This is a genomic window from Streptomyces sp. NPDC001100 (genome assembly GCF_053598575.1).
Genome location: NZ_JBSFKO010000004.1, coordinates 134,142 through 158,411 on the forward strand (window position 1 = coordinate 134,142; position 24,270 = coordinate 158,411).

Annotated in this window: 21 protein-coding genes and 1 pseudogene; 18 read left to right on the forward strand and 4 right to left on the reverse strand. The window is 71.0% G+C overall.

Going from position 1 to position 24,270, the window contains the following annotated elements; translation table 11 throughout:
* Window positions 1–12 precede the first annotated feature (12 nt).
* The gene (locus ACWDEW_RS07000; protein ID WP_450510372.1) at window positions 13–1,575 is read right to left on the reverse strand and encodes an MFS transporter; all 1,563 of its coding nucleotides are present in this window, start codon (window positions 1,573–1,575) and stop codon (window positions 13–15) included.
* A 97-nt stretch (window positions 1,576–1,672) separates the two neighbouring features.
* Between ACWDEW_RS07000 and ACWDEW_RS07005 the strand changes: the two genes are divergently transcribed.
* Window positions 1,673–2,248 (forward strand): TetR/AcrR family transcriptional regulator, encoded by a 576-nt coding sequence (locus tag ACWDEW_RS07005; protein WP_450510374.1) that lies wholly within the window; start codon window positions 1,673–1,675, stop codon window positions 2,246–2,248.
* 144 nt (window positions 2,249–2,392) lie between these two features.
* On the opposite strand, the gene ACWDEW_RS07010 is transcribed toward ACWDEW_RS07005, so the two are convergent.
* Window positions 2,393–3,619, reverse strand: coding sequence for an MFS transporter (locus ACWDEW_RS07010; protein WP_450510376.1), 1,227 nt, complete (start codon window positions 3,617–3,619; stop codon window positions 2,393–2,395).
* A 294-nt stretch (window positions 3,620–3,913) separates the two neighbouring features.
* Here ACWDEW_RS07010 and ACWDEW_RS07015 point away from each other — a divergent pair, with 294 nt between their 5' ends.
* Complete coding sequence (locus tag ACWDEW_RS07015) at window positions 3,914–4,195, forward strand: DUF6355 family natural product biosynthesis protein (RefSeq protein ID WP_450510378.1); 282 nt, start codon at window positions 3,914–3,916, stop codon at window positions 4,193–4,195.
* A 42-nt stretch (window positions 4,196–4,237) separates the two neighbouring features.
* Here ACWDEW_RS07015 and ACWDEW_RS07020 read toward each other — a convergent pair whose 3' ends face one another.
* Window positions 4,238–5,434, reverse strand: a complete 1,197-nt coding sequence (locus tag ACWDEW_RS07020; protein ID WP_450510379.1) for a PucR family transcriptional regulator — start codon at window positions 5,432–5,434, stop codon at window positions 4,238–4,240.
* A 143-nt stretch (window positions 5,435–5,577) separates the two neighbouring features.
* On the opposite strand from ACWDEW_RS07020, the gene ACWDEW_RS07025 reads away from it, so the two are divergent.
* From ACWDEW_RS07025 to ACWDEW_RS07050, 6 genes and pseudogenes are all read left to right on the forward strand, one after another.
* A complete protein-coding gene (locus tag ACWDEW_RS07025) occupies window positions 5,578–6,504 on the forward strand; it encodes a proline dehydrogenase family protein (RefSeq protein ID WP_450510381.1) in 927 nt (308 codons plus the stop codon).
* Between the two features lie 175 nt (window positions 6,505–6,679).
* Window positions 6,680–8,311 (forward strand): L-glutamate gamma-semialdehyde dehydrogenase, encoded by a 1,632-nt coding sequence (gene pruA / locus ACWDEW_RS07030; RefSeq protein ID WP_450510383.1) that lies wholly within the window; start codon window positions 6,680–6,682, stop codon window positions 8,309–8,311.
* 39 nt (window positions 8,312–8,350) lie between these two features.
* Window positions 8,351–9,214: an alpha/beta fold hydrolase gene (locus ACWDEW_RS07035; RefSeq protein WP_450510385.1), complete on the forward strand. Its 864-nt coding sequence runs from the start codon at window positions 8,351–8,353 to the stop codon at window positions 9,212–9,214.
* A gap of 120 nt (window positions 9,215–9,334) precedes the next feature.
* Window positions 9,335–9,874 (forward strand): GNAT family N-acetyltransferase, encoded by a 540-nt coding sequence (locus ACWDEW_RS07040; RefSeq protein WP_450510386.1) that lies wholly within the window; start codon window positions 9,335–9,337, stop codon window positions 9,872–9,874.
* A gap of 116 nt (window positions 9,875–9,990) precedes the next feature.
* Window positions 9,991–10,608, forward strand: a pseudogene (locus ACWDEW_RS07045) (LysR family transcriptional regulator substrate-binding protein); the annotation flags it as partial.
* Between the two features lie 224 nt (window positions 10,609–10,832).
* Entirely contained in the window at window positions 10,833–10,964 is a 132-nt protein-coding gene (locus tag ACWDEW_RS07050; protein ID WP_019068673.1) for a hypothetical protein, read from the forward strand.
* A gap of 58 nt (window positions 10,965–11,022) precedes the next feature.
* Here the strand turns inward: ACWDEW_RS07050 and ACWDEW_RS07055 are convergent, their stop codons facing one another.
* Window positions 11,023–12,585 carry a purple acid phosphatase family protein gene (locus ACWDEW_RS07055; RefSeq protein WP_450510388.1) on the reverse strand — a complete coding sequence of 521 codons (1,563 nt, stop codon included), beginning with the start codon at window positions 12,583–12,585 and terminating at the stop codon, window positions 11,023–11,025.
* A 142-nt stretch (window positions 12,586–12,727) separates the two neighbouring features.
* Between ACWDEW_RS07055 and ACWDEW_RS07060 the strand changes: the two genes are divergently transcribed.
* From ACWDEW_RS07060 to ACWDEW_RS07105, 10 genes are all read left to right on the forward strand, one after another.
* Entirely contained in the window at window positions 12,728–13,771 is a 1,044-nt protein-coding gene (locus ACWDEW_RS07060; protein WP_019068675.1) for a 3-isopropylmalate dehydrogenase, read from the forward strand.
* A 263-nt stretch (window positions 13,772–14,034) separates the two neighbouring features.
* Window positions 14,035–15,123 (forward strand): branched-chain amino acid aminotransferase, encoded by a 1,089-nt coding sequence (locus ACWDEW_RS07065; RefSeq protein WP_450510390.1) that lies wholly within the window; start codon window positions 14,035–14,037, stop codon window positions 15,121–15,123.
* Window positions 15,124–15,229: 106 nt separating this feature from the next.
* Window positions 15,230–16,300 (forward strand): hypothetical protein, encoded by a 1,071-nt coding sequence (locus ACWDEW_RS07070; RefSeq protein WP_450510392.1) that lies wholly within the window; start codon window positions 15,230–15,232, stop codon window positions 16,298–16,300.
* Between the two features lie 15 nt (window positions 16,301–16,315).
* The gene (locus ACWDEW_RS07075; protein WP_450510394.1) at window positions 16,316–17,617 is read left to right on the forward strand and encodes a KamA family radical SAM protein; all 1,302 of its coding nucleotides are present in this window, start codon (window positions 16,316–16,318) and stop codon (window positions 17,615–17,617) included.
* 33 nt (window positions 17,618–17,650) lie between these two features.
* Complete coding sequence (locus tag ACWDEW_RS07080) at window positions 17,651–17,797, forward strand: hypothetical protein (protein ID WP_450510395.1); 147 nt, start codon at window positions 17,651–17,653, stop codon at window positions 17,795–17,797.
* A gap of 82 nt (window positions 17,798–17,879) precedes the next feature.
* Window positions 17,880–18,560 (forward strand): urease subunit gamma, encoded by a 681-nt coding sequence (gene ureA / locus ACWDEW_RS07085; protein ID WP_450510396.1) that lies wholly within the window; start codon window positions 17,880–17,882, stop codon window positions 18,558–18,560.
* Complete coding sequence (locus tag ACWDEW_RS07090) at window positions 18,533–20,227, forward strand: urease subunit alpha (protein WP_450510743.1); 1,695 nt, start codon at window positions 18,533–18,535, stop codon at window positions 20,225–20,227. The genes ureA and ACWDEW_RS07090 overlap by 28 nt, the downstream gene beginning before the upstream one ends.
* A 50-nt stretch (window positions 20,228–20,277) precedes the next feature.
* Window positions 20,278–21,294, forward strand: coding sequence for an agmatine deiminase family protein (locus ACWDEW_RS07095; RefSeq protein ID WP_450510398.1), 1,017 nt, complete (start codon window positions 20,278–20,280; stop codon window positions 21,292–21,294).
* A gap of 23 nt (window positions 21,295–21,317) precedes the next feature.
* On the forward strand, window positions 21,318–21,920 hold the full coding sequence (locus ACWDEW_RS07100; protein WP_450510400.1) for a TetR/AcrR family transcriptional regulator: 603 nt from the start codon (window positions 21,318–21,320) through the stop codon (window positions 21,918–21,920).
* Between the two features lie 121 nt (window positions 21,921–22,041).
* Window positions 22,042–24,099 (forward strand): hypothetical protein, encoded by a 2,058-nt coding sequence (locus ACWDEW_RS07105; RefSeq protein ID WP_450510402.1) that lies wholly within the window; start codon window positions 22,042–22,044, stop codon window positions 24,097–24,099.
* Window positions 24,100–24,270 lie beyond the last annotated feature (171 nt).

Sequence of the window (24,270 nt, forward strand, 5' to 3'; positions counted from 1 at the left end):
TGTGTTGGGCCCTCACGCCTGCGCTTCCTGCGGTTCCGCTGCCACCCGCTCGGGCGCCTTCACCCGCAGCCCCCGCAGGGTCCGCGCCGCCGCTGTCGCCGCGCCCAGCAGCAGTACCGCACCCGCGATCGCCGCGCCGTGCATGCCGTCGGTGAAGGCCTGCCGTGCGGTCGCCGTCAGAGCATCTCCCGTGTGCCCCGGCAGTCGGCGGGCGACGGCGAGGGCGCCGCCGAGGGTCTCGTGGGCCGGGGCGGGGGCCGAGGCCGGGATGCCGTGGCGGTAGACGGCCGTACCGATGGAGCCGAGGACCGCCATGCCCAGCGCGCCGCCGAACTCCGCGCCCGTCTCCATCAGCGAGGACGCGACGCCCGCCTTCTCCACCGGCGCGCTGCCCATCGCCAGGTCCATGATCTGGGACATCACCATGACGATCCCGGAGGCGAGGACACCGGCGGCGGCCAGGGCGAGCCAGAGGGAGTCGGTGCCGGTGAGGGCGAGCATGCCGTAGCCGCCGGAAGCGAGGGCAAAGCCGGTCGCGACGACGTAGGCGCGGTCAACTCCCTTCTGTACAAGGGTCGTTGCCAGCGGGGCCGCCGCGCCGATCGGCACCGAGGGGAGCAGCGCCCACAGGGCCGCCTCCATCGCGCTCTTGCCGAGCACCGACTGCAGGTACTGCGTGGTGAAGAAGGCCGAGCCCATCATCCCGAAGGCGGAGACCAGGTTCAGGACGACGGAGGGGCCGAAGCCGCGGTTGCGGAAGAGGGCGGGGTCGATCATCGGGGACGCGGCCGTGCGCTGGCGGTGGACGAAGAGGGCCGCGAAGAGCAGACCGACGGTGATCGAGACGACGTACTGGACGTGCCAGCCCTCGGAGGGGATCTCCTTGAGGCCGTAGATCACCGGCAGGACGCCGGCCATCGACAGCGGGACGCTCGGCCAGTCGAAGCGGCCGGGGGCGGGGTTCTTGGACTCCGGGAGCAGGAACGGGCCGATGAGCAGGAGCAGGGCCATCGCGGGGAGGTTGATCAGGAAGACCGAGCCCCACCAGAAGTACTGGACCAGCACCCCGCTCAGCACCGAGCCGAGCGCGACACCGGCGGTCATCACGCCGGACCACAGACCGATCGCCTTCGCCCGCTGGCCGGGGTCGGTGAACATCGTCCGCAGCAGCGCCATCGTCGAGGGCATCAGGGTCGCGCCGCCGATGCCGAGGACCGCGCGGGCGGCGATCAGGGTCTCGGCGCTGTCCGCGTAGGCGGCGATGACGGAGGCGGTGCCGAAGGCCGCCGCGCCGATCAGGAGGAGCCGGCGGCGGCCGATGCGGTCGCCGACCGAGCCCATCGTCATCAGCATGCCGGCCAGGACGAAGGCGTAGATGTCGAAGATCCACAGCTGCTGGGTGCCGCTGGGCTCCAGGTCCGCGCTGATCGCCGGGATGGCGAAGTAGAGGACGGAGACGTCCATCGAGACGAGGAGCAGCGGAAGCATCAGGACGCCGAGGGCGGTCCATTCCCTGCGCCCGGCACGGGAGTTGGGGGTGCTCGCGGGGTTCGTCGAGCTCGTCGAGTTCGTCATGACAGCGAATGTACGCGCGTATTAAACGCTTGTCTAGAACGCTCGTGTAAGTCATGCGTATGGGACGGCTGTATGGATCGGCGGTAGGGTGGCGGGCATGGGACACCGTGAGGATCTGCTCGAAGGCGCGAAGCGCTGCCTGCTGGAGAAGGGGTTCGCGCGCACCACGGCGCGCGACATCGTGAAGGAGTCGGGGACGAACCTCGCGTCCATCGGCTACCACTACGGCTCGAAGGACGCGCTGCTGGCACAGGCGTACGTCTCGCTCGTGGACGACATGTCCTTCGAGTGGGGCGACCGGCTCGAAGGGGCACCGGGCTCGCTGGAACGGTTCAGGGAGGTGTGGTCGAACGTCGTCGCCTCCCTCCGCCAGCCCGGCTCGATGTGGCGGCTCAGCGGGGAGATCATGGCGATGGGCGACCAACTGCCGGAGGCCCGCGACCAGTTGGCGCTCGCGCAGCGCGAGGGCGGCCGGGGACTGGTCTCGCTGCTCATGGGTGTGCCGGAGGAGGAGGTGTCGGACGAGACCGCCGACACGCTCGGTTCGTTCTACATGGTCGTGATGTCCGGGCTCATCATGCAGTGGACCTTCGACCCGAAGACGGCACCGGACGCGGACCGGCTCACCGAGGGTCTGCGTCAGTTGGTGGAGGGTGTGCGGCAGGCGGGGTGATGCGCTGGTCGTTCGTCGGCCCGCAATGCCGGTGTCGCCGTCCGGCGGACGGTCGGCCCGACGGCCGCGTTCGATGGGGACGTGCTCTCCGAGGGGCTTCGCCCCGCGCCGGAGGGCGTGCGCGAGACGCGCCGACCTGGTGGGTCATCCGACAGCGGCCGTGCCCTCGCGCCGCCGGTCCCGCACGGCTGGTGCCACCGCCGCCAGCATCAGCAGCGCGGTCAGCGCGAAGGCCCACGGGTAGCCGGTCAGGCCGGCCGTGATGCCGAAGCCCGCCGCGCCCACGCCCATTCCGGCGTCGTAGGCGAGGTTCCACAGGGCGCTGACCGTGCCGTAGGAGGCGGCGGAGACGCGGGAGTACATCAGGGCGAGCGTGGCGTTCTGGGTGATGCCGAAGCCCGCGCCGAAGAGGGCTGTGCCCGCGATGACCGCTACCGGGTCGGCAGTTGGGGCGACGACGAGGACGCCCGCCGCCGACAGGAGCAGGCCTGGCAGGACGAGCCGGGCGCTGCCGTGCCGGTCGCCGTGGCGGCCCGCCAGCCAGCGCGTCACGGTCGAGGCCGCGGTCTGCATGAAGAGGGCCACCGCGACGACTCCGGCGGACGCGGACGGGACGGCCAGCGGCAGGAAGGTGACCACGATGCCTGCGGCGGTGGCGGTGGCCGCGAAGACCAGGACCGGCCGGAGCAGCGCACCCGTGCGCAACCCCCGTACGACACCGAGCGGTTGCCCGGTGCGGTCGGCCCGGTCCGGGAGCCCGAGAACGAAGACGATCGCGGACAGCGCGGCGAGGCCACCGGTCACCGCGACCGGGCCGTAGCCCACGCGCACGGCCAGCCACAGCCCCAGCGGCAGTGCGACCAGCGACGGCACGCCGGACACCACACCCACCAACGCGAGCCCCTCGCCCCGGCGTTCGTCCGGGATCAGCGACGCGGTGAGGGCACCGCCGGCGACGATCGTCAGCGCGAAACCGAGCCCGCGCACGAAGCACACCGCGACGATCCAGACGGCATCCCCGGAGACGGTCAGCACCAGCGCCGGGGCGCCGAGCAGGAACAGCCCGGCGATCAGGGTCAGCCGACAGCCGAAGCGGCCGACGAGCCGGGGAGTGACCAGCTCGCCCAGGACCGTCGCGAGCATCAGCGAACCGGTCGCGAGGCCCGCCGCGCCTTCACCGCCGCGCTCGGCCGCGTAGGCCGGTACGACCGAGAGCAGCAGGAAGAAACTGAGACTGGCGCCGACCATGCTGATGAAGCGGAGGAGGAGGGGGCGGGTCAGGAGCGGCGGGCGCGCACTCGAAGTGGCTTCGGAGGCGGGGGAGTCGGGGGTTGCGGGGGGCGGGGGGTCGGGCTTCCGGCCGGTCGTCATGGCATCGACAGTAGGTTCCGACCCGAACCCCGGGCAGCGCCAATTCCGGGCCGCTGGACTGGTTGGAGGGCCATCACCTCAAGTAGAGGGTCACTACTTCAAGTGAGTCGGCCGGCGGTGCCCCATGGGCGATTGTCACTCGATCGGTCCATCGACAAATCGATTCCCCGGGTGAACGGCCCGGCCTTCGGTCAACCGCACCGGCCGGCGCGGCGATCGTAGGGCCGGTATCAGACCGTCCGAACGCCCAGCCGATCACCCACCAAGGAGTTCCCTTTGCGAGTTCGTCGTGTCGTGACCAGTGCCCTCGGTGCCGCAGCCCTCGTGCTCACCTCGCTCGGCTCGGTGGCCGCCGCCCCCGCGTCAGCCGCCCCCGCGTCCGCCGTCATCTGCGGCTTCTTCAAGACCAGTACCGACGCCTACTACAGCCACTGCACGAGGGACGGCTCGCATGTCGTCATCAAGGTCAAGGTCGCCCTGGCACGCGACCACGAGCTGTGCGTCGCCCCCGGCACGACCTGGCTGGGCTCAGCCCGGAAGATCCAGGGCGCCTACTACGTCGGGCGGACCTGCTGACGCGTCACGTCACGTCGCGTCGCCCAGCAGCCCCCAACCGCCTTACAGCCGCGCCCCCTTCAACACCATGTGCAGCAACAGCCGGTCCTCCCCGTCGTCCAGGTCCAGCCCGGTGAGCTGCTCCACCCGTGACAGGCGGTAGTAGAGCGTCTGGCGGTGGATGCCCAACTCGGCGGCCGTGCGCCCCGCTTGGCCCGCGCGGTCGAGGTACACCTCGGCGGTGCGGGCCAGTTCGTGGTGGGCGGGGGAGAGGAGGGGGCCGACCGCCGGGTCGTGGGCGGAGTCCGGGGGGAGGCTGGTCAGGAGGCGGTACGGGCCGATGCGGGACCAGTCGGCGACCGGGGCGAAGCGGGGTTCCGCGAGGGCGGCGCGGGCCGCCGCCGTGGCTTCCCGCCAGGCGGTGGCGAGGTCGGTGAGGCCGGTGCGGGGCCGGGCGATGCCCGCCGCGCGGTGGGCGCCGGGCGGGCCGTCCTTCAGGAGACGGGCCGCCGCCGCCTCCGCCGAACTCCCCGCGTCCGTCGACCGCAGCCGTACCAGCACCGCCAGGCACTGCTGCTCCGCCGCTCCCCACGGGACCGTGCAGAGCGCCGTCGCGTGCGGCACCGTACGGGCGGACGGGGCGTCGTCGGGATCGGCGGACGGCCAGGGGGCGACGCACACCAACGTGTACGGGCCGTCGCCGCGCGTGCCGAGGGCCGTGCGCAGGGCCGCCACCGCCATGTCGCCCTGCCAGCCGCGCTCGGCGGTCAGCACCGCCCGCAGCTCCCGGCTGAGATCCGCCCCGTGCTGCGCCTCGTCCGCGAGCAGCGCGCCGATGCGGGACGCCACCTCCATGGCCGCGTCCAGCTGCGGGGCGGTGGGCCCGGGATCGTCGGCCAGGAGCCAGACGTAGCCGAGGACGACGCCCCGATGGCGTGCCGGGAGGCAGATGCGGCCCCGGTGGACACCCGCCTCCGGCGTGGGCGGGATGCGGACCGGGCCGGTCGCCCGGGTGATGCCGAAGCCCTCGAACCAGGTGCGGATCGCCGCCGTGGAGCGCCGGGTGAGGATCGAGCGGGTGCGGACGGGGTCCAGGGCGGTCGGGTCCAGGTCGCCCTCACCGTCGTAGGCCCCGAAGGCGATCAGCTCGAAGTCGCGGTTCTCCAGGGTCGCCGGGGCGCCGAGCAGTTCGGAGATCTCGTCGACGAGCTCCTGGTAGTCGCCTCTGGAATCGGATGTCACCCGGGCATTCTCGCGCATTACCCCGCCGTATCCGCGCCGCCTTCATACATCTGTCTGAGATCTGCGGCACGGATGCGTGACAGCTGTCGATGGTCGACGATCGGAGACAACCCTAGGTTTCACGGTGGTTCCCCGTCTGCCCGACCGCTTGGAGGTTCCCCGTGCTGGGTCCCGTGATTCTCGCCGCCTCGCGCAGCGAACAGATGCGTCGGCTGATCTCGGCGGCGCCGGTGACCAAGCAGGTCGTGGACCGCTTCATCCCCGGCGAGACCGTCGACGAGATCGTGCCGATCGTCCAGGACCTGACCGCCCAGGGTCTGGAGCTGACGATGGACGTCGTCGGCGAGGACATCACCACCCCCGAGCAGGCCGCCGCCGCCCGCGACGCCTACCTCCTGCTCGTCGACCGGCTCAAGGAACTGGAACTGGGTACCCGGGCCGAGATGTCGATCAAGCTTTCCATGTTCGGGCAGGCACTGGACGACGGCCACGAGCTGGCCCTGGCCAACGTCCGGCCCGTCGTCGAGGCCGCCGCCGCCATCGGTACGACCGTCACGCTCGACGCCGAGGACCACACCACCCTCGACTCGATGTTCGCGATCCACGAGGAGCTGCGGAAGGACTTCCCGGAGACCGGCTGCGTCATCCAGGCCTACCTCTTCCGCACCGAGTCCGACGCCCGCCGCCTCGCCGAGGCCGGCAGCCGCGTCCGGCTCGTGAAGGGCGCCTACAAGGAGCCCGCCGAGGTCGCCCACCAGCAGAAACACGAGATCGACAAGGCGTACGTCCGGATTCTGCGGATCCTGATGGAGGGCTCCGGCTACCCGATGATCGGGTCCCACGACCCGCGCCTCATCTCCATCGCGCAGGAACTGGCCCGGCGCGCGGGCCGCAAGCTCGACGAGTACGAGTTCCAGATGCTCTACGGCATCAGGAGCGACGAGCACCTGCGCCTCGCCGCCGAGGGCCACCGGATGCGCGTCTACACGGCCTACGGCACCGACTGGTACGGCTACTTCATGCGGCGGCTCGCCGAGAAGCCGGCCAACCTCCGCTTTTTCGCCCGAAGCATGCTGACCCGGGGCTGAGAGATGACGCACGCATCGAGGTCGTTCTGCCGGGGGTCCGGGGGTTGTCCCCCGGGCAGGCACAGCATGCGGCGGCTCGCCGAGAAGCCGGCCGACCTCCTCTTCTTCTTCGCGCGATCCACCCTCACCAAGGGCTGACCCAACACCCGCTCACGTACAAGGAGTTACGGATCTCATGGACGCTGTGACCCAGGTCCCCACCCCCGTCAACGAGCCGGTGCACGGCTACGCGCCCGGCTCTCCCGAGCGCGCCCGTCTTGAGGTCAAGCTCAAGGAGCTGGCCGAGAACCCGATCGACCTGCCGATGACCATCGGCGGCGAGAAGCGGATGGGCGGCGGCGAGCGCGTCGACGTCGTCCAGCCGCACAACCACAAGGCACGGCTGGGCACTTACGCCAACGCCACCCAGGACGACGCCCAGGACGCGATCGACGCGGCCCTCGCCGCCGCGCCCGCCTGGCGCGCGATGTCCTTCGACGACCGCGCCGCGATCATCCTGCGGGCGGCCGAGCTGTTGTCCGGCCCGTGGCGCGAGACCCTCGCCGCCTCCACCATGCTCGGGCAGTCCAAGACCGCCCAGCAGGCCGAGATCGACTGTCCCTGCGAGCTCGTCGACTTCTGGCGCTTCAACGTCAAGTACGCCCGCGACCTGCTCGCCGAGCAGCCCCCGGCCAACTCCCCGGGCGTCTGGAACCGTCTCGACCACCGCCCGCTCGAAGGCTTCGTCTACGCGATCACGCCCTTCAACTTCACCGCGATCGCGGGCAACCTGCCGACCGCGCCCGCCCTCATGGGCAATGTCGTGGTCTGGAAGCCGTCGCCGACCCAGACCCACTCCGCCGTGCTGCTCATGCAGTTGCTGGAGGAGGCGGGTCTCCCCAAGGGCGTCATCAACCTCGTCACCGGCGACGGCATCGAGGTGTCGAAGGTGGCCCTTGAGCACCGCGACCTCGCCGCCATCCACTTCACCGGCTCCACCAAGACCTTCCAGTACCTGTGGAAGACGGTCGGCACCAACATCGAGAAGTACCGCTCCTACCCGCGCCTGGTCGGCGAGACCGGCGGCAAGGACTTCGTCGTCGCCCACCCGAGCGCCGACCGCGCCGTGCTGAAGACCGCGCTGACTCGCGGCGCCTTCGAGTACCAGGGCCAGAAGTGCTCCGCGACCTCCCGTGCGTACATCCCGGCGTCGATCTGGAACTCCGGTTTCAAGGAGGAATTCGCCGCCGAGGTCGACTACTTGACGATGGGTGACGTCACCGACCTGTCGAACTTCATCGGCGCGGTCATCGACGAACGTGCGTTCGCCAAGAACAAGGCGGCCATCGACCGTGCGAAGGCGGACCCCACCTGCACGATCGTCGCGGGCGGTTCGTACGACGACTCGGTCGGCTGGTTCGTCCGCCCGACCGTCGTCGAGTGCAGCGACCCGGCCAACGAGGTGTTCACCACCGAGTACTTCGGCCCGTTCCTCGCCGTGCACGTCTACGAGGACGACGCCTACGACGAGATGCTGACCCAGATGGAGTCGGTGTCCGACTACGCCCTCACCGGCTCGGTCATCTCCAACGACCGCGCGGCGGCGGCGTACACGATGGAGAAGCTGCGTTACGCGGCCGGCAACTTCTACATCAACGACAAGTCCACCGGCGCCGTCGTCGGCCAGCAGCCCTTCGGCGGCGGCCGCTCCTCCGGCACCAACGACAAGGCCGGCGCCCCGCAGAACCTGATGCGCTGGACCCTGACCCGCGCCATCAAGGAGACCCTGGTCGCACCGACCGACTACACCTACCCGCACATGGGCTGACCCCCACACAGGGCGCCCGCAGCGGGCAGACTCCCCGTCATGACCCCAACCCCTCTGCAGGACACGGCGGTTACGGCGGACGACGGAGTACGGCTGTGGGCCTCCCGGTCCGGCCGTGGCACACCCGACACCCCACCCCTGGTGCTGTGCCACGGCGGACCCGGACTCTGGGACATGTCCGAGGACGTGGCCGGGATGCTCGACTCCCGTACCACGGTGGTTCGTTGGGACCAGCGCGGTGGGGGCCGGTCGGAGCCGTGCGCGGGCCCGTGGACCACCGCCCGCTTCGTGGCCGATCTCGACGCCGTACGACGGCACTTCGCGCTGGAGCGGCCGGTGCTGCTCGGTCACTCCTGGGGCGCCTCACTCGCCCTGGGCTACGCCCTCGCCCACCCGGACCGGGTGGCCGCGCTGATCTACGTCAGCGGCACCGGCATCGGACCGGACGTCGACTGGCACGGCGCCTACGAGGCGAACCTCCTCGCCCGCCTCGGTGAGGATCCCGCGCGGCTCGCCCGCTGGCGGGAGGTGCCCCGCGACAGCCGCGAGCGGGCCGTGCTCCAGTGGTCCGCCGAATTCGTGGACCGGGAGCGGGCGGTCGAGCATGCCGAGCGCATGGCCGACCCGTGGTTCCCCATCAACCTGGCCTGCAACAAGGCCCTGAACGCCGAGGCGAGACAGACCGCCGGCACCCCCGCCCTGTACGCCGCCTGTGAGGCCCTCGACCTCCCCGTGCTCATCGTCGACGGGGAGCGGGACATCCGCCCCCGGTCGGCTCTCGACTCGCTGGAACGGGCGCTGCCCCAGGTGCGGCGGGTGACCCTGGCGGGCGCCGGGCACCTCCCGTGGGTCGAGGACCCCCACGGGTTCCGCGAAGCGGTGCTGACGGCGATGCGGCCATGACAGCCATGGCGCCATCAGGGCAACCATGGCGCCATCAGGCCAACCGCGACGTCAGCGCGTTCATGACAGCGATGCGCCGATGACGGCACGCCGTGAGCCCGTGTCTCCGATACTGACCCCGTGACCATCCGTATGCGCATCGCCCACACGGCCGACCTCACCCCGGCCGACCTCCGCGCCGCCCGCACGCTGCTGGACGCCGCCTTCGCCGGTGACCTCACCGACCAGGACTTCGAGCACGGCCTCGGCGGCCTTCATGCCCTGCTCGCCGACGAGGACGGGCTCGTCGCGCACGGCTCGGTCGTCATGCGCCGGGTGCGCTATCAGGGCCGCTGGCTGCGGGTCGGGTACGTCGAAGGGGTCGGCGTACGGCCCGACGCCCGGCGCCGGGGGCACGGCGGCCGGATCATGGCCGAGCTGGAGCGGATCGTGGACCACGCCTACGACGTAGGCCTGCTCGGCGCGAGCGACGACGGCGCCCGCCTCTACACCGCGCGCGGCTGGCGGCTGTGGGGCGGCAAGATCTCCGCCCTCGGCCCGGACGGCATCGTCCATCTGCCCGAGGAGGAGGACAGCACCTACGTCCGCCCCGCGCTCGCCGGACCCCTGGACCTCGACGCCGATCTCCTCTTCGACTGGCGGGACGGGGACGTACTCTGACGGGGCGTCAGGCCGTAGCCCGCACCAGGGTCTTTCCCACGTTCCCGCCGCGCAGCATCGACAGGAACGCCTCCACGATCGACTCGAAGCCGTCCACGACCGGAGACGCGGGGACGGCCGTGGACGGCGGGCCGCTGCGGATCGCCGCGTTCCGGAGCGCGGCCCTGTATCTGCTGCCGCCGGTGCTGGAGCGCCTCGCCGTCTCCCATCCCGGGATCGAGCCGACCGTGCGGGTGGTCCGGGAGGTCGGGCCCGGCACCGCCGGGGAGGTGGCCGAGGGGCGGGCGGACCTCGGGATCGCGACCGTCGGCACCGGCGCGCCCGTCCCGCCGGGGCTGGTGGGCGACGTACTCCTGGAGGAGCCGTACGCGCTGGTGCACCCGGTCGGTCACCCGGCGCCGCGTTCGCTGCCGCCGGTCGACTGGGCCGAGAACTGCTCCTCCCGCACGCGCGCCTGGTGGGCCGCGCAGGAGTGGATCCCGGCGGCTACGGTGCGCGCCGAGGACGACGGGGCGGTGCTCTCCATGGTGGGCAGTGGTTTCGGCATGGCGATCATGCCGAGGCTCTCGCTCACCGGGGCGCCGCCCTCGGTCGAGGTCACCGATCTCGGGGCGGAGCGGCCGACGCGGAGGGTCGGCCATGTGACCACCCCCGAACTGGCGGCGACGGCGGCCGTCAGGGCACTGGTCCGCGAACTGCAGGCCGGAAGGAAACCGCAGGTCAGCGCCGCGTGACTCGTTTCACCGTCTCAGATAGTAGGAAGTCCGAGTAATTGTGGAGACAGATGCGCGGTCCTGTCCTAGCTTTGTAGGAGCCGAACGTCTCGCTAGACCAAGCGAATGGCGGCCGTGAGCCGGACAGTATGCAGGCAACCCCTGTGGTCCGTGGCTCCCCGCCCCCTCCGGCGTCTCGTAACCCCTTTTGGTACTCCAGGAATTGTCGAAGGAGTCGATTCTCCATGGCCGAGACGACCGTCCGCCGCCGCGTCCGCCACGTGACCCGCACCAGCGAGTCCGAGCGCAAGAACGCCGCCGCCGCCCTCCAGCGCGCCCTCGACCGCCGGGACAACGGCGGCGAGACCGGCCACTGAGCAGCAGTAACACCACCCAGCAGCCGGGAGCCGCGCCCGCACGGGGTGCGGCGCGGTCTCACCGACCGCGCCGCACCTCGAAGTGGTCGATGCGCCTGCCGTTCTGGTCCAGTGCCGACACCCTGAGCCTCGGCGTGCTGCCGCTCTCCGCCTCCACCGAGAGGAGGGAGAAGCCCCGGTAGCGCACCCGCGACCACTCCACCGTCTCCGCCTGGCTGTGCTGGCCCTTCGTCCACTGCATGGTGTCGACCGTCCCGTGCCGGGTGACGTGCCCCTCGTAGCTCTCCTTGACGCCCGCCGGGAAGCCGTACAGATCCCGGCCGCCGCCGCCCGCCGTGACGTACACGATCCCGTCCTTGGTCGGGTCGGTGGACGCGCCGATGGGCACCGCCCTGCCGACCGCGCCCTTCCTGATGGCGTCGGTCCGCTCGTACACGTGGTTGTGCCCGTTGATCACCAGGTCCACCTGGTGCTTCGCGAACACCGGCAGCCACTCGCTCCGCACCCCGCCGTCCGAGGCGTGCGTGGAGGTCGAGTAGGCGCAGTGGTGGAAGAAGACGACGAGGAAGTCGACTCCCTTGGCCGCTCGCAGGTCGCGCAGTCTGCGGTCCAGCCACTTCGTCTGCTTCCCGCCCGTGTAGCCGAGGTTGGCGGTGATCTCGTACGACACGTCGTTCGCGTCCAGCGCCACGACGCCGACGTTGCCGTAGACGAAGGAGTACACACCCGGCGCGTGCGAGGGGTCGAAGCCGTTGTCCGGGAGGGACCAGCGGGCGAGCTGGCCGCCGTAGCCGTCGGGGGAGTACCAGGCCTCCATGTCGTGGTTGCCGGTCGTCACCATCCACGGGACGGTCCGGGAGACGCCCTCGTTCTGCTTGAGGAACAGGTCCCAGTACGTCGGGTCGTAGCCGTCCGTCGTCTTGCCCTGCCCGTTGGTGTCGGCGTAGCAGATGTCGCCGGCGTGCAGATGGAAGGCCGGGTTCTCGCGCAGGACCACGCGGTCGTTGGCCGCTGCCGCGTTGCTCACGCCCTGGTCGCCGAAGGCCGTGAACACGAACTTCCCCGGGCTCGCCGGCGCGGTACGGAAGGAGGCGATCGTCGAGCGGTGGGCCGGGGCGGCCGGGTCGAAGCCCTCGTGGCCGACGCCGTAGTAGTACGTGGTGCCGGGGCGGAGGCCGTCCAGGGCCGCGTGGACGTAGTACTGCTCCACCGCGGGGCGGACGCCGGTCAGGCCGGGGGTGTGCAGGGGGCGTACCTCGGCGGTGATGCGGTGGCTGAGGTCGTCGGGCCTTGGACCCACCCGTACGTACGGCTTCCTGACCGCGAACGGCACCTGCCAGGAGATCCGCATCTCCGTCTTCGGGTCGGCGCCGAAGGCGAGATGGCGGCCGAAGGGGGTGACCACGGCACCGGGCACCTTCGACGTGGCGGGGGTGGGGGTCGCCGACTTGCTGTCGGTGGCGCTCTTTCCCGCGCACCCCGTCAGCAGCCCGCCCGCCACCGCGCCCGCCGACACCAGCGTGCGGCGCCGGGTCAGCTTGGTGCGAAGGTACTCGTACTGCTCGGCCATGCTCATCCGGACCGCGAGGTGTTCCGGGATGCCGACGTCGGGTGTCTCCATGTCGATGAAACTCCCCCAGGAGTCCAACGGGCGCCATGCGTAAGGGTGAACGTACGTCGAACGGCCGACACCGTACCGCGAGGCGCGTCCGCATCATGGACACCCGGTGTCATCCCATGGGACGCGGAGTACGGTGTCGGGCATGTCTCGCAGCATCGATCTCGCAGTGATCCCCGGTGACGGCATCGGTCAGGAAGTCGTGGCCGAAGGTCTCAAGGTCCTCTCCGCCGTCCTTCCGCAGGACGTGAAGCTGGAGACCAAGGAGTTCGACTTCGGCGCCCGCCGCTACCACGCGACCGGTGAGACCCTCACCGACGCCGACCTGGCCGCACTGAAGCCGCACGACGCGATCCTGCTGGGCGCGATCGGTGACCCGAGTGTCCCGTCCGGGGTCCTTGAGCGCGGCTTCCTGCTGAAGCTCCGCTTCGCCTTCGACCACCACGTCAACCTGCGGCCGAGCAAGCTGCTCCCGGGTGTGGCGACCCCGCTCGCCGGTGAGCCGGAGATCGACTTCGTCGTGGTCCGTGAGGGCACCGAGGGCCCGTACACCGGCAACGGCGGCACCATCCGCAAGGGCACCGAGCACGAGGTCGCCACCGAGGTCTCCGTCAACACGGCCTTCGGTGTCGAGCGCGTGGTCCGGGACGCCTTCGCCCGCGCCCAGGCCCGTCCGCGCAAGAAGCTCACGCTGGTCCACAAGAACAACGTGCTGACCTTCGCGGGCCACCTGTGGACGAACGTCTTCAACAAGGTCGCGGCCGAGTTCCCCGAGGTCACCACCGACTACATCCACGTCGACGCGGCGACGATCTACCTCGTCACCGACCCGGCCCGCTTCGACGTGATCGTCACCGACAACCTCTTCGGCGACATCATCACCGACCTCGCCGCGGCCGTCTCCGGCGGCATCGGCGTCGCCGCGAGCGGGAACATCAACCCGTCCGGCGAGTTCCCCTCGATGTTCGAGCCCGTGCACGGCTCCGCGCCCGACATCGCGGGCCAGGGCAAGGCCGACCCCACCGCTACGGTCCTGTCCGTCGCCCTCCTGCTGCGTCACCTCGGCTACGAGTCCGAGGCCGTGCGCATCGAGGAGGCCGTCTCCGCCGACCTCGCGGAGCGCACCGGCAAGCCCGCGCGCAGCACCACCGAGATCGGCGACGCGCTCGCCGTACGAGTAGCCGGCTGACCCGCCGCACTACTCGAAATCTCTCGCAGTATTTCGAAGCCGCCGGGTCGCAACCGCACCCGGCGGCTTTTCTTACGTCCCCGCCGGGTGCCACCATCATCCCTGGGTCGCATTCACGCCGTTTTCGTCCACGGTCCACCACGCGCGATAATCGAACGCGGAGCCGCGGAATGAGGCAATGCTCGGACGTCCTAACACTGGCCACTGGCAGTCGAGGGCGTGAGCGCGGCCCGTCACACACAACCGGTGAAGGACAACCACTCATGACGACGCCCACGATCGAGCTCAAGCCCTCGGCCTCGCCACTTTCCGCCGCCGAGCGCGACGCGATTCTGGCGAACCCCGGGTTCGGCCGCCACTTCACCGACCACATGGTGACGATCAAGTGGACCGAGGGCCGCGGCTGGCACGACGGCCAGCTCGTGCCGTACGGCCCGCTCTCCCTCGACCCCGCGAACATGACCCTGCACTACGCGCAGGAGATCTTCGAGGGCCTCAAGGCCTACCGCCAGGCCGACGGCTCCGTCGCCACCTTCCGCCCCGAGAAGAACGCCCGCCGCTTCCAGACCTCCGCCCGCCGCCTCGGCATGCCCGAGCTGCCGGTCGAGACGTTCATCGAGGCCTGTGACGTGCTGGTCCAGCAGGACCGCGACTGGGTCCCGGCGCACGGCGGCGAGGAGTCCCTCTACCTGCGCCCGTTCATGATCGCGACCGAGGTCGGCCTGGGCGTGAAGCCCGCCAACGAGTACCTCTTCCTGGTCATCGCCTCCCCGGCCGGCGCCTACTTCCCCGGTGGCGTGAAGCCCGTCTCCATCTGGGTCTCCGAGGACCACGTCCGCGCCGTCCCCGGCGGCATGGGCGACGCCAAGACCGGCGGCAACTACGCCGCCTCCCTCCTCGCCCAGGCCGAGGCCGCCGAACAGGGCTGCGCCCAGGTCTGCTACCTCGACGCGGTCGAGCGCAAGTGGGTCGAGGAACTCGGCGGCATGAACCTGTACTTCGTGTACGGCAACAGGATCGTCACCCCCACCCTCACCGGCTCCATCCTGGAGGGCGTCACCCGCGACTCCCTCCTCACCCTCGCCCGCGACCTCGGCTACGAGCCCGAAGAGGGCCGGATCTCCATCGACCAGTGGCAGCGCGACTCCGAGAACGGCACGCTGACCGAGGTCTTCGCCTGCGGTACGGCCGCGGTCATCACCCCGGTCGGCACTGTCAAGCGCACCGGCGCCGAGTGGCAGCAGTCGGGCGGCGAGCCCGGCGAGGTGACCCTGCGCCTGCGCGGCGCCCTCCTCGACATCCAGCGCGGCGACACCGTGGACAAGCACGGCTGGATGCACCCCCTGGGCTGAGCGGGGCTCCCGGTCGAGGGCCGGAAGCCGGTTCGACGCGTATCGCCTCCCCCGTGCGGGTATCCACTGATTCCGCAGGAGACGGGAACACGGGGGAGGGGACGCGGTGAGTGGTGGGCCGATACCGCGACTGCGCTGGCTGCTGCGCGCGTTACGCACTCCGCGCCGCCCGCAGAGCCTCACCGTGCTCGTGCTGCTCGCCGCTGCCGCCGGGCTGCTGCTCTGGCGGGCCGACACGATGGCCAACTACAGCGAGAACCTCGCCCTCAACCTGGGCACCGACCTGGTCGGCGTGGTCATCACCGTCTTCGTGATCGGCCCGCTGATCTCCCGGGCCCAGGAGGGCCGGGTCCGCGAACACACCCGGCTCGACTACGAGTGGTTCGCCGCGCAGGTGTACGGCTCCACGTCCAACGTGAAGGTCCTCGACACCTTCTCCAACCTCTTCGGCCCGCAGTTCTCCGAGCGCCTCTACCGCGGTGTCCGCTCGGCCACCGCCCACGGCGCCCGGGTGCAGATCCTGCTCCTGGACCCCGACTCCCTCGCGGTGATCCTGCGCGGGCGTGAACTCGGCGAGCAGAGCGCCGACATCCGCCGCGACATCATGCGCAACCTGCGCACCCTGGACCGGTTCGCCGAGCGGCTCGACGAGCACTCCCGGAGCCTGCTGGAGGTACGGCTCTGCTCGACCTCCCCCGGCGTGACCCTCTACCGCTGGGACGAGCGCTGCCTCGTCTCCTTCCTCACCGTCGGCCGACTCTCGGGCGAGGGCGTCCAGTTGGAGGTCGCGGTCCGCTCCCCGCTCGGCACCTTCGTCGAGCAGCGCTTCGACGAGCTGTGGCAGCAGGGCAAACCGATGGACCACTTCACCCATCTGCCGGTCACCCTGGTCGACGCGGCCGACGGACGGCGGGAGTTCAGCTGCCGCTTCGTCTACGTCGACGACCGCCTGTACGTCGAGGCCCCCGACCTCGTCACCTACCTGGCGCGCCGCCGCCTCGACCAACTCTCCGCCCACAGCGGGGTGCTGGGCCCGGGCGAAGCGCACGAGGTCATCGTCGTGGACGACCGCAGCGAGCTGCACGGGCGGCTCATCCACCACTTCACGGAGAAGTACGATGCGCAGGCGGCGGCCTTCGTGGAACTACGGCCGCCTACGGTCCTGGTCACGGAATAGAGGGCCCCGGCACACATGAGCTCAGCGCACCACCCCCGCTTTCGCGCCTTCACGCCCCGTGACCTGGACGGACTGCTGAAACGCGTGTCCCTGACGGCCGCCGAACGGCTCGCCCTCCGAGCCGTCTCCACGGTCCTGCCCTTCCGCACGAACAGCCACGTCGTCGACGAGCTGATCGACTGGTCGGCGGTGCCGGACGACCCGATCTTCCGGCTGACGTTCCCGCAGGCCGGGATGTTGCCCGAACCCGATCTCAAGCAGATGGCCGACCTCCTCTCCCAGGAGGCACCGAAGGCCGAAGTCCTGCGCGCGGCCCACGAGATCAGGATGCGGCTCAACCCGCACCCGTCGGGCCAGCTCGACGCCAACGTGCCCGTGCACGAGGGCGAGCGGTTGGAAGGCCTCCAGCACAAGTACCCGGAAACCGTGCTGGTCTTCCCGCGCCAGGGGCAGACCTGCCACGCCTACTGCACGTACTGCTTCCGCTGGCCCCAGTTCGTCGGCGAGTCCGAACTCCGCATCGCCACCGACGACATCGCGACCACGTCCGCGTACCTCCGCGCCCACCCCGAGGTCACCAGCACGCTGATCACCGGCGGCGACCCCCTGGTCATGAGCACGGAGGTCCTTCGCCGCTACGTCGACCCGCTCCTCGACATCGACACGGTCCGCTCGATCCGCATCGGCACCAAGTCCCTCGCGTTCTGGCCGTACCGCTTCACGACCGACCGCGACGCCGACGACCTGCTGCGCCTCTTCGAGAAGGTGGTGGCGAGCGGCCGTCACCTCGCCCTGATGGCCCACTTCACCCACCCCCAGGAGCTGCGCCCGCCGGTCGTACGGGAGGCGATGCGCCGGGTACGGGGCACGGGCGCCGTGATCCGCTGCCAGGGCCCGCTGGTGGCCGGCATCAACGACAACGCCGACGCCTGGGCCGAACTGTGGGACGAGACGACCACGCTCGGCGCGGTGCCGTACTACCAGTTCGTCGAGCGCGACACCGGCCCCCAGGGCTACTTCGGCGTCCCGCTGGCCCGCGGCCACCAGATCTTCCGCGACGCCTACGCCCGTGTCTCCGGCCTCGCCCGCACGGTCCGCGGCCCGGTCATGTCCGCGATGCCCGGCAAGGTCTGCGTCGACGGCATCGCGGAGGTCGCCGGCGAGAAGGTCTTCGTCCTCCACCTGATCCAGGCCCGCGACCCGTCCCTGGTCGACCGCCCGTTCTTCGCGGCCTACGACGAGACCGCGACCTGGTTCACCGACCTGAAGCCGGCGTTCGGGGCGAGCGAGTTCCTGCCGGGGCTGGAGGTGGGGTGAATGGGCGCCGCGTCATCACAACCGTCGGCCGCGGTGGCCGGTCTTTCCCTGGCCCTGGCCTTCTTGGTGTCGCTCGTGATCGCGCTGCTCGCCGTGATCGTCAACGGGAGTCCCGGCAGCCGGTTCATGGGCACCCTGCCGATGGCCGCCACCGGGTTTCTAGAGCACCGCACAAGCTGACATCGAACCACTTCAAACGGACTTGTTTCCTTTTTTCGTGAGCCGAGTTTAGAGTGCTGCTCTAAACGAAGGGACGACCCCTATGCGGCTCACCCCCACCGAACGCGACCGCCTGCTGCTCTTCGGTGCCGCCGAGCTGGCCCGCGCCCGCAAGGCGCGCGGTCTCCGGCTGAATGTGCCGGAGGCCACCGCGCTCATCGCGGACACCGTGTGCGAGGCCGCCCGGGACGGTCTCAGGCTCGCACTCGCGATCGAGCGGGCCTGGTCCGTATTGGGGCCCGACGACGTCCTGCCGGGTGTCGCGGACGTCGTCACCGAGATCCATGTCGAGGCCGTCTTCGACGACGGCTCCCGGCTGGCGGTCGTCTCCGACCCCATCGGCGGCGGACTCGGCGGCGAGGCACCGGGCGCGCTCCTCCCCGGACCCGCGCACGCCGAACCCGAGGCGGTCGTCCGGCTCACCGTCACCAACACCGCGACCGTCCCCGTCTCCGTGACCTCCCACTTCCACTTCTTCGAGGCCAACCCGCGCCTCGACTTCCCGCGCGCCGAGGCCTACGGCATGCGGCTCGCCGTACCCGCCGGGTCGTCCGTCCGCTTCGGGCCGGGCGAGAGCGCCGAGGTCGGCCTGCTGCCGATCGGCGGCGAGCGGATCGCCATCGGTTTCGCCGGGCTCGTCGACGGACCGCTGGACGCACCGGGCGCGAAGGAAGAAGCCCTGCGCCGGGCAACCGCCTGCGGTTACCTGGGAGTCGAGCTGTGAACCCGTACGAGTACGCCGCCACCCACGGCCCCCGCGCCGGCGACCGGCTCCGCCTCGGCGACTCGGGCCTGACGATCCGCGTCGAGTCCGACGCGCAGCGCTACGGCGACGAGTTCCTCGCCGGCTTCGGCAAGACGGCCCGCGACGGACTGCACCTCAAGGCCGCCGCCGTGCGCGAGACCTGCGACGTCGTCGTCAGCAATGTCGTCGTGATCGACGCGGTGTCGGGCATCCGCAAGGTGTCCATCGGGATCCGGGAAGGCCGGATCTGCTCGATCGGGCGGGCCGGTAACCCCGACACCCTCGACGGGGTCGACGTCGTCGTCGGCACCGGTACGTCCATCGTGTCCGGCGAGGGGCTCATCGCCACCGCGGGCGCGGTCGACACCCACGTCCATCTGCTCTCACCTCGCATCATGGAGGCATCTCTCGCCTCCGGGGTCACCACGATCATCGGGCAGGAGTTCGGCCCGGTCTGGGGCGTCGGCGTCAACTCGCCCTGGGCGCTGCGCCACGCCTTCAACGCCTTCGACGCCTGGCCGGTCAACATCGGCTTCCTGGGCCGGGGTTCGTCGTCCGACGCGGCCCCCCTGGTGGAGGCGCTCGCCGAGGGCGGCGCGTCCGGCTTCAAGGTGCACGAGGACATGGGCGCCCACACCCGCGCGCTGGACACGGCGTTGCGGGTCGCCGAGGAGCACGACGTCCAAGTCGCCCTGCACAGCGACGGGTTGAACGAGTGCCTGTCCGTCGAGGACACCCTGCGGGTACTGGAGGGCCGGACGATCCACGCCTTCCACATCGAGGGCTGCGGCGGCGGACACGTGCCGAATGTCCTGAAAATGGCGGGAGTTGCGAACGTCATCGGCTCCTCCACCAACCCCACCCTGCCCTTCGGCCGGGACGCGGTCGCCGAGCACTACGGCATGATCGTCTCCGTCCACGACCTGAAGACCGACCTGCCCGGCGACGCGGCGATGGCCCGTGACCGCATCCGCGCCGGGACGATGGGCGCCGAGGACGTCCTGCACGACCTGGGCGCGATCGGCATCACCTCGTCCGACGCGCAGGGCATGGGCAGGGCGGGTGAGACGGTCCGCCGTACGTTCGCGATGGCCGGGAAGATGAAGGCCGAACTCGGTGCACCGGAGGGCCACGACAACGAACGGGTCCTGCGCTACATCGCCAAGCTGACCATCAACCCCGCGATCGCCCACGGACTTTCGCACGAGGTGGGGTCGCTGGAGGTCGGCAAGCTCGCCGACATCGTGCTGTGGCGGCCCGAGTACTTCGGCGCGAAACCGCAGCTCGTGCTGAAGTCCGGATTCCCGGCCTACGGAGTGGTCGGCGACCCCAACGCGGCGACCGACACCTGCGAACCCCTGGTCCTGGGACCGCAGTTCGGCGCCCACGGTACGACCCCCGCCGACATCTCCGTGGCGTTCGTCGCGCAGGCGGCCCTGGACCAGGGCGGGGACTCCATGCCGACTCGCCGTCGCCGGGTGGCAGTTCGCAGCACACGCGGCATCGGCCCCGCCGACCTGCGCCTCAACTCCCGTACCGGAGCGGTCGACGTCGACCAGCGCACCGGCCTGGTCACCCTGGACGGCGAGCCGATCCGCTCCGAGCCCGCCGACTCGGTCTCCCTCAACCGCCTCTACTTCCTCTAGAACCTCAGAACTCAGAACTCGGAACTACGACATAGGACTTGGGACTTCTGATGAGCTTCCGTATGCCGCCTGAGTGGGCACCGCACGAGCGGACCTGGATGGCCTGGCCAGGACCCAACCCCACCTTCGCCACCGCCGAGGAGCTGGCGGAGGCCCGTACCGCGTGGGCGGCCGTGGCCCGTGCCGTGCGCCGCTTCGAACCGGTGACGATGGTGCACGGACCGGGCCAGGGCGAGTCGGCGCGCGAGCTCCTCGGCCCGGACGTCGACCTGGTCGAGCGCGACCTCGACGACGCCTGGATGCGGGACATCGGCCCCACATTCGTCACCGACGGCCGCGAACTGGCCGCCGTGGACTGGACGTTCAACGGCTGGGGCGCCCAGGACTGGGCCCGCTGGGAGCACGACTCCACGATCGCCCGCCATGTGGCGGACCTCGCCGGAGTACCGGCACTCAGCAGCCCCCTCGTCAACGAGGGCGGCGCGATCCACGTCGACGGCGAGGGCACGGTCCTCCTCACCGAGACGGTCCAGCTCGGCGAAGGCCGCAACCCCGGCTGGACCCGCGAGCAGGTCGAGGCGGAGATCCACGCCAGGCTCGGCACCACCAAGGCCATCTGGCTCCCGCACGGCCTCACCGGCGACTACGGCGTCTACGGCACCCAGGGACACGTCGACATCGTCGCGGCCTTCGCCAGGCCCGGCACCGTACTGGTCCACAGCCAGCGCGACCCGGCCCACCCGGACCACGCCCGCTCCCAGGAGTACCTGGCCCTCCTGCGCGCCGAGACCGACGCGAAGGGCCGCCCCCTGGAGGTCGTCGAGGTCCCGGCACCGACCGTCCTCAAGGACGAGGACGGCGACTGGGTCGACTACTCCTACATCAACCACTACCTCTGCAACGGCGGGGTCGTGCTCTGCGCCTTCGACGACCCGCAGGACGAGATCGCGGCCGGCGTCTTCCGGCGCCTCTTCCCCGAGCGGACGGTCACGCCGGTGGACGCCCGTACGATCTTCGCGGGCGGTGGCGGCATCCACTGCATCACGCAACAGCAGCCGAGGGGCTGAGGACGGCGAGAGGGAGGCGGGCGATGGCCGGTGCGCGGAAGAACGCGCCGCCGCGCGAGGACGTCCTCGCCGCAGCCATGGGCATGATCGCCGAACGCGGTCTGGAGAAACTCACCATGGCGGCGCTCGGCCGCGAGGTCGGCATGAGCAGCGGCCACCTCCTCTACTACTTCCACTCCAAGGACGAACTGCTCCTCCAGGCCCTGGAGTGGAGCGAGGGCAGACTGGGCGCCGAGCGCGGACGCCTGCTCACCCGCACCGGAGCCACGGTCCGCGAGCGTCTCGACGCGTACGTCGACCTGTACGTCCCGGAAGGCCACCGCGATCCGCACTGGACCCTGTGGCTGGAGGTCTGGAACCGCTCGCAGAACGCCGCCGACGACGCCCGCGACCGGCAGGCCGCCATCGAGGGCGTCTGGCACCGCGACCTGGTCGCGCTCATCGCGGAGGGTGTGTCACGGGGCGAGTTCCGCCGCGTCGACCCGGACCGTTTCGCCGCCCGGCTCCGTGCCCTCCTCGACGGTTTCTCCATCCATGTGGCGATCGGCCTGCGCGGCACGGACCGGGCGCAAGTTCTCGGCCACGTAAGGGAGTTCATCGACGAGGGGCTCCTCGCGGACGCCTGACGGGGCGCCCGGGTTGTACGCAGAGGTGCGCATTGACCCGAGGTGCCCGGTGCGCTTGCATCCCAGTGAGTCCCCGGTGCGGGACCGGGGGGAAGACGAGGTTTCGGGGGAAACCATGTTCATGTCCAGACGCACCGCCGGCATGTCCTTGGGGGCCGCGCTGCTCCTCGCGCTGAGCGGTGCCGCCGTCCCGGCCGACGCGGCACCGCACCGGCCGCCCGGCGCGGAACGGGTCAGCACCACGGCCGACGGCGGCCAGGCCGACGGATCGTCCGCCGATGCCGCGATCAGCGCCGACGGCCGGTCCGTCGTGTTCGCGTCGACCGCGCCGAGCTTCGGCTGCGCGGGGTACTTCAACTGCCTGCGGCTGAAGGACCTGGCCACCGGCGGGCTGACCGCGATCGACCTGGGGCCCGGCTACATGTACGGCTCGCCCGTGCCGAGCGCGGACGGGAGCCGTATCGGCTACTCCGCGGGCACCCGGTTCACGGCGCCGTACCTGTACGACCGTGCCACCGGCGGCTCGACCAGGCTGTGGCCCGAGAACCCGCCCGGATTCAACGAGTTGGGCCGCGTGGAGTCCCTCAGCCCGGATGGCACGCACGTCGCGTACACCCTCGGCAACCGCAACGGACCGCAGGCCACCCGGCTCCTGTACGTCCGCGACACGGCCACCGGCGCCGACGAACTGGTCTCACCGGCCGAGGAGGGCGACAAGAACGGGGCCTCGGTGAGCGCCGACGGCGAGCGGGTCGCCTACGGCGTCCGCACCGGCTCCGAGGAGGATCCGGCCGACGTCTACGTCAAGGACCGCGCGACGGGCGAGCGGACCCAGGTCGACAAGGGCCTCGGCGCCGCCTACCTGGTCCGCGTCACCGCGGACGGCCGCCGCGTCCTCCTCGACGCCGAGGGCGGTCTGTACGTGGTCGACCTGCGCACCGGGACATCCCGGCGGGTGGCCGAGGGCAACCCCTCCGCGGCCACGGCGGACGGCCGGTACGCCGTCGTCTCGGGCGCGGACGGCACCCGGGTGCGGGACCTGCGGACCGGGCGGAAGGGAGCCGCCCTCCCGGCGTACGCCCAGGTGGGACCGGACGCGCTGACCGCGGACGGGCACACGGTGCTGTTCGCCTCGGAGGCGCCGTACCTCGTGCCGGACGACACCAACAGGGCATCGGACGTGTTCGTCTACACGGGGAAGCTCGCCACCCACCCGGCCCCGATGCCGTACGTCACCGAACGGATCAGCGGCACGCGGGACGGGCAGCAGCTCACCACCGCGTCCCACGATCCGATGCTCGCCGACGGACGGAACCTCTCCTTCACGTCGGACGGCACGGTCTTCGTCAACGCGCCCGGCGGCATCTCCCAGGTCAGCGACAGCGCCCAGAAACCCTCGTCCGAAGGGACCCCCTGCACCAGCGGGCGCATGGTCGGCTATGTGGCGCCGCACGCGACCGACGGCGCCCCGGAGGTCTTCGTCCGTGACCGCTCGGTCGGCAAACTGGGCGGCATCGGCTCCTACCAGGGCGTCCGCTTCACCTGGATGGGACAGCCCGCGATCGACCCCGGCTGCCAGTGGATCACCTACGCCGCCACCCTGCCCGCCACCGCCGCCGACCCCTCGCCCCAGCCCCGCGTCTATCGCTTCAGGTTCAACGGCGGCACCACCGACGTGGTCAGCGCCCCCACGGGCGGGGCGGCCGGTCGTCCGTCCATCGCCGACAACGGCCGGTACATCGCCTTCGAGCAGGGCGGCGCCGTCTACGTCCGCACCCTGGACACCGGCGCCCTGGAGAAGGCCGGCGACAGCGCTTCGGCGCCGTCCCTCAGCGCGGACGGCCGCAAGGTCGCCTTCCGGCACGACGGGGCCGTCTACGTCCGCGACCTCGACGCCGGGACCACGACCCGGGTCGGCCGGGGCGCAGAGCCCTCGCTCTGCGGGGACGGCACGCGGGTCGCGTACACCTCGGGACGCTCCGTGTACCTGCTCGATCTCCCCACCGGCAAGCGGCAGTTGATGAGCGTCGACCGCTGGGGCGGCCGTAACGACCTGCCGGCCCTGCACCCGTCGGTCAACGCCGAGGGCACGGCCGTCGCGTTCGAGTCGGCGTCGCCCGACCTGGTGCCGGGGGACACCAACGGGGTCTCGGACGTGTTCGTGCGCCAGGTGAGTTGATCAACCGACTGTTCGCATCATGAGACGGACGGTGAGCGCGGAGGCGGTCTGTGCCAGACTGCCCCCGTGTTCTCGTTCGCCACGATTATTGGCAGCAGGCGCGCCGGTCCGCAGTGACCGCCTCGTACGACCAGGTACGGGCGATCACCGTCGTCTCTCGACCCGCGCGCA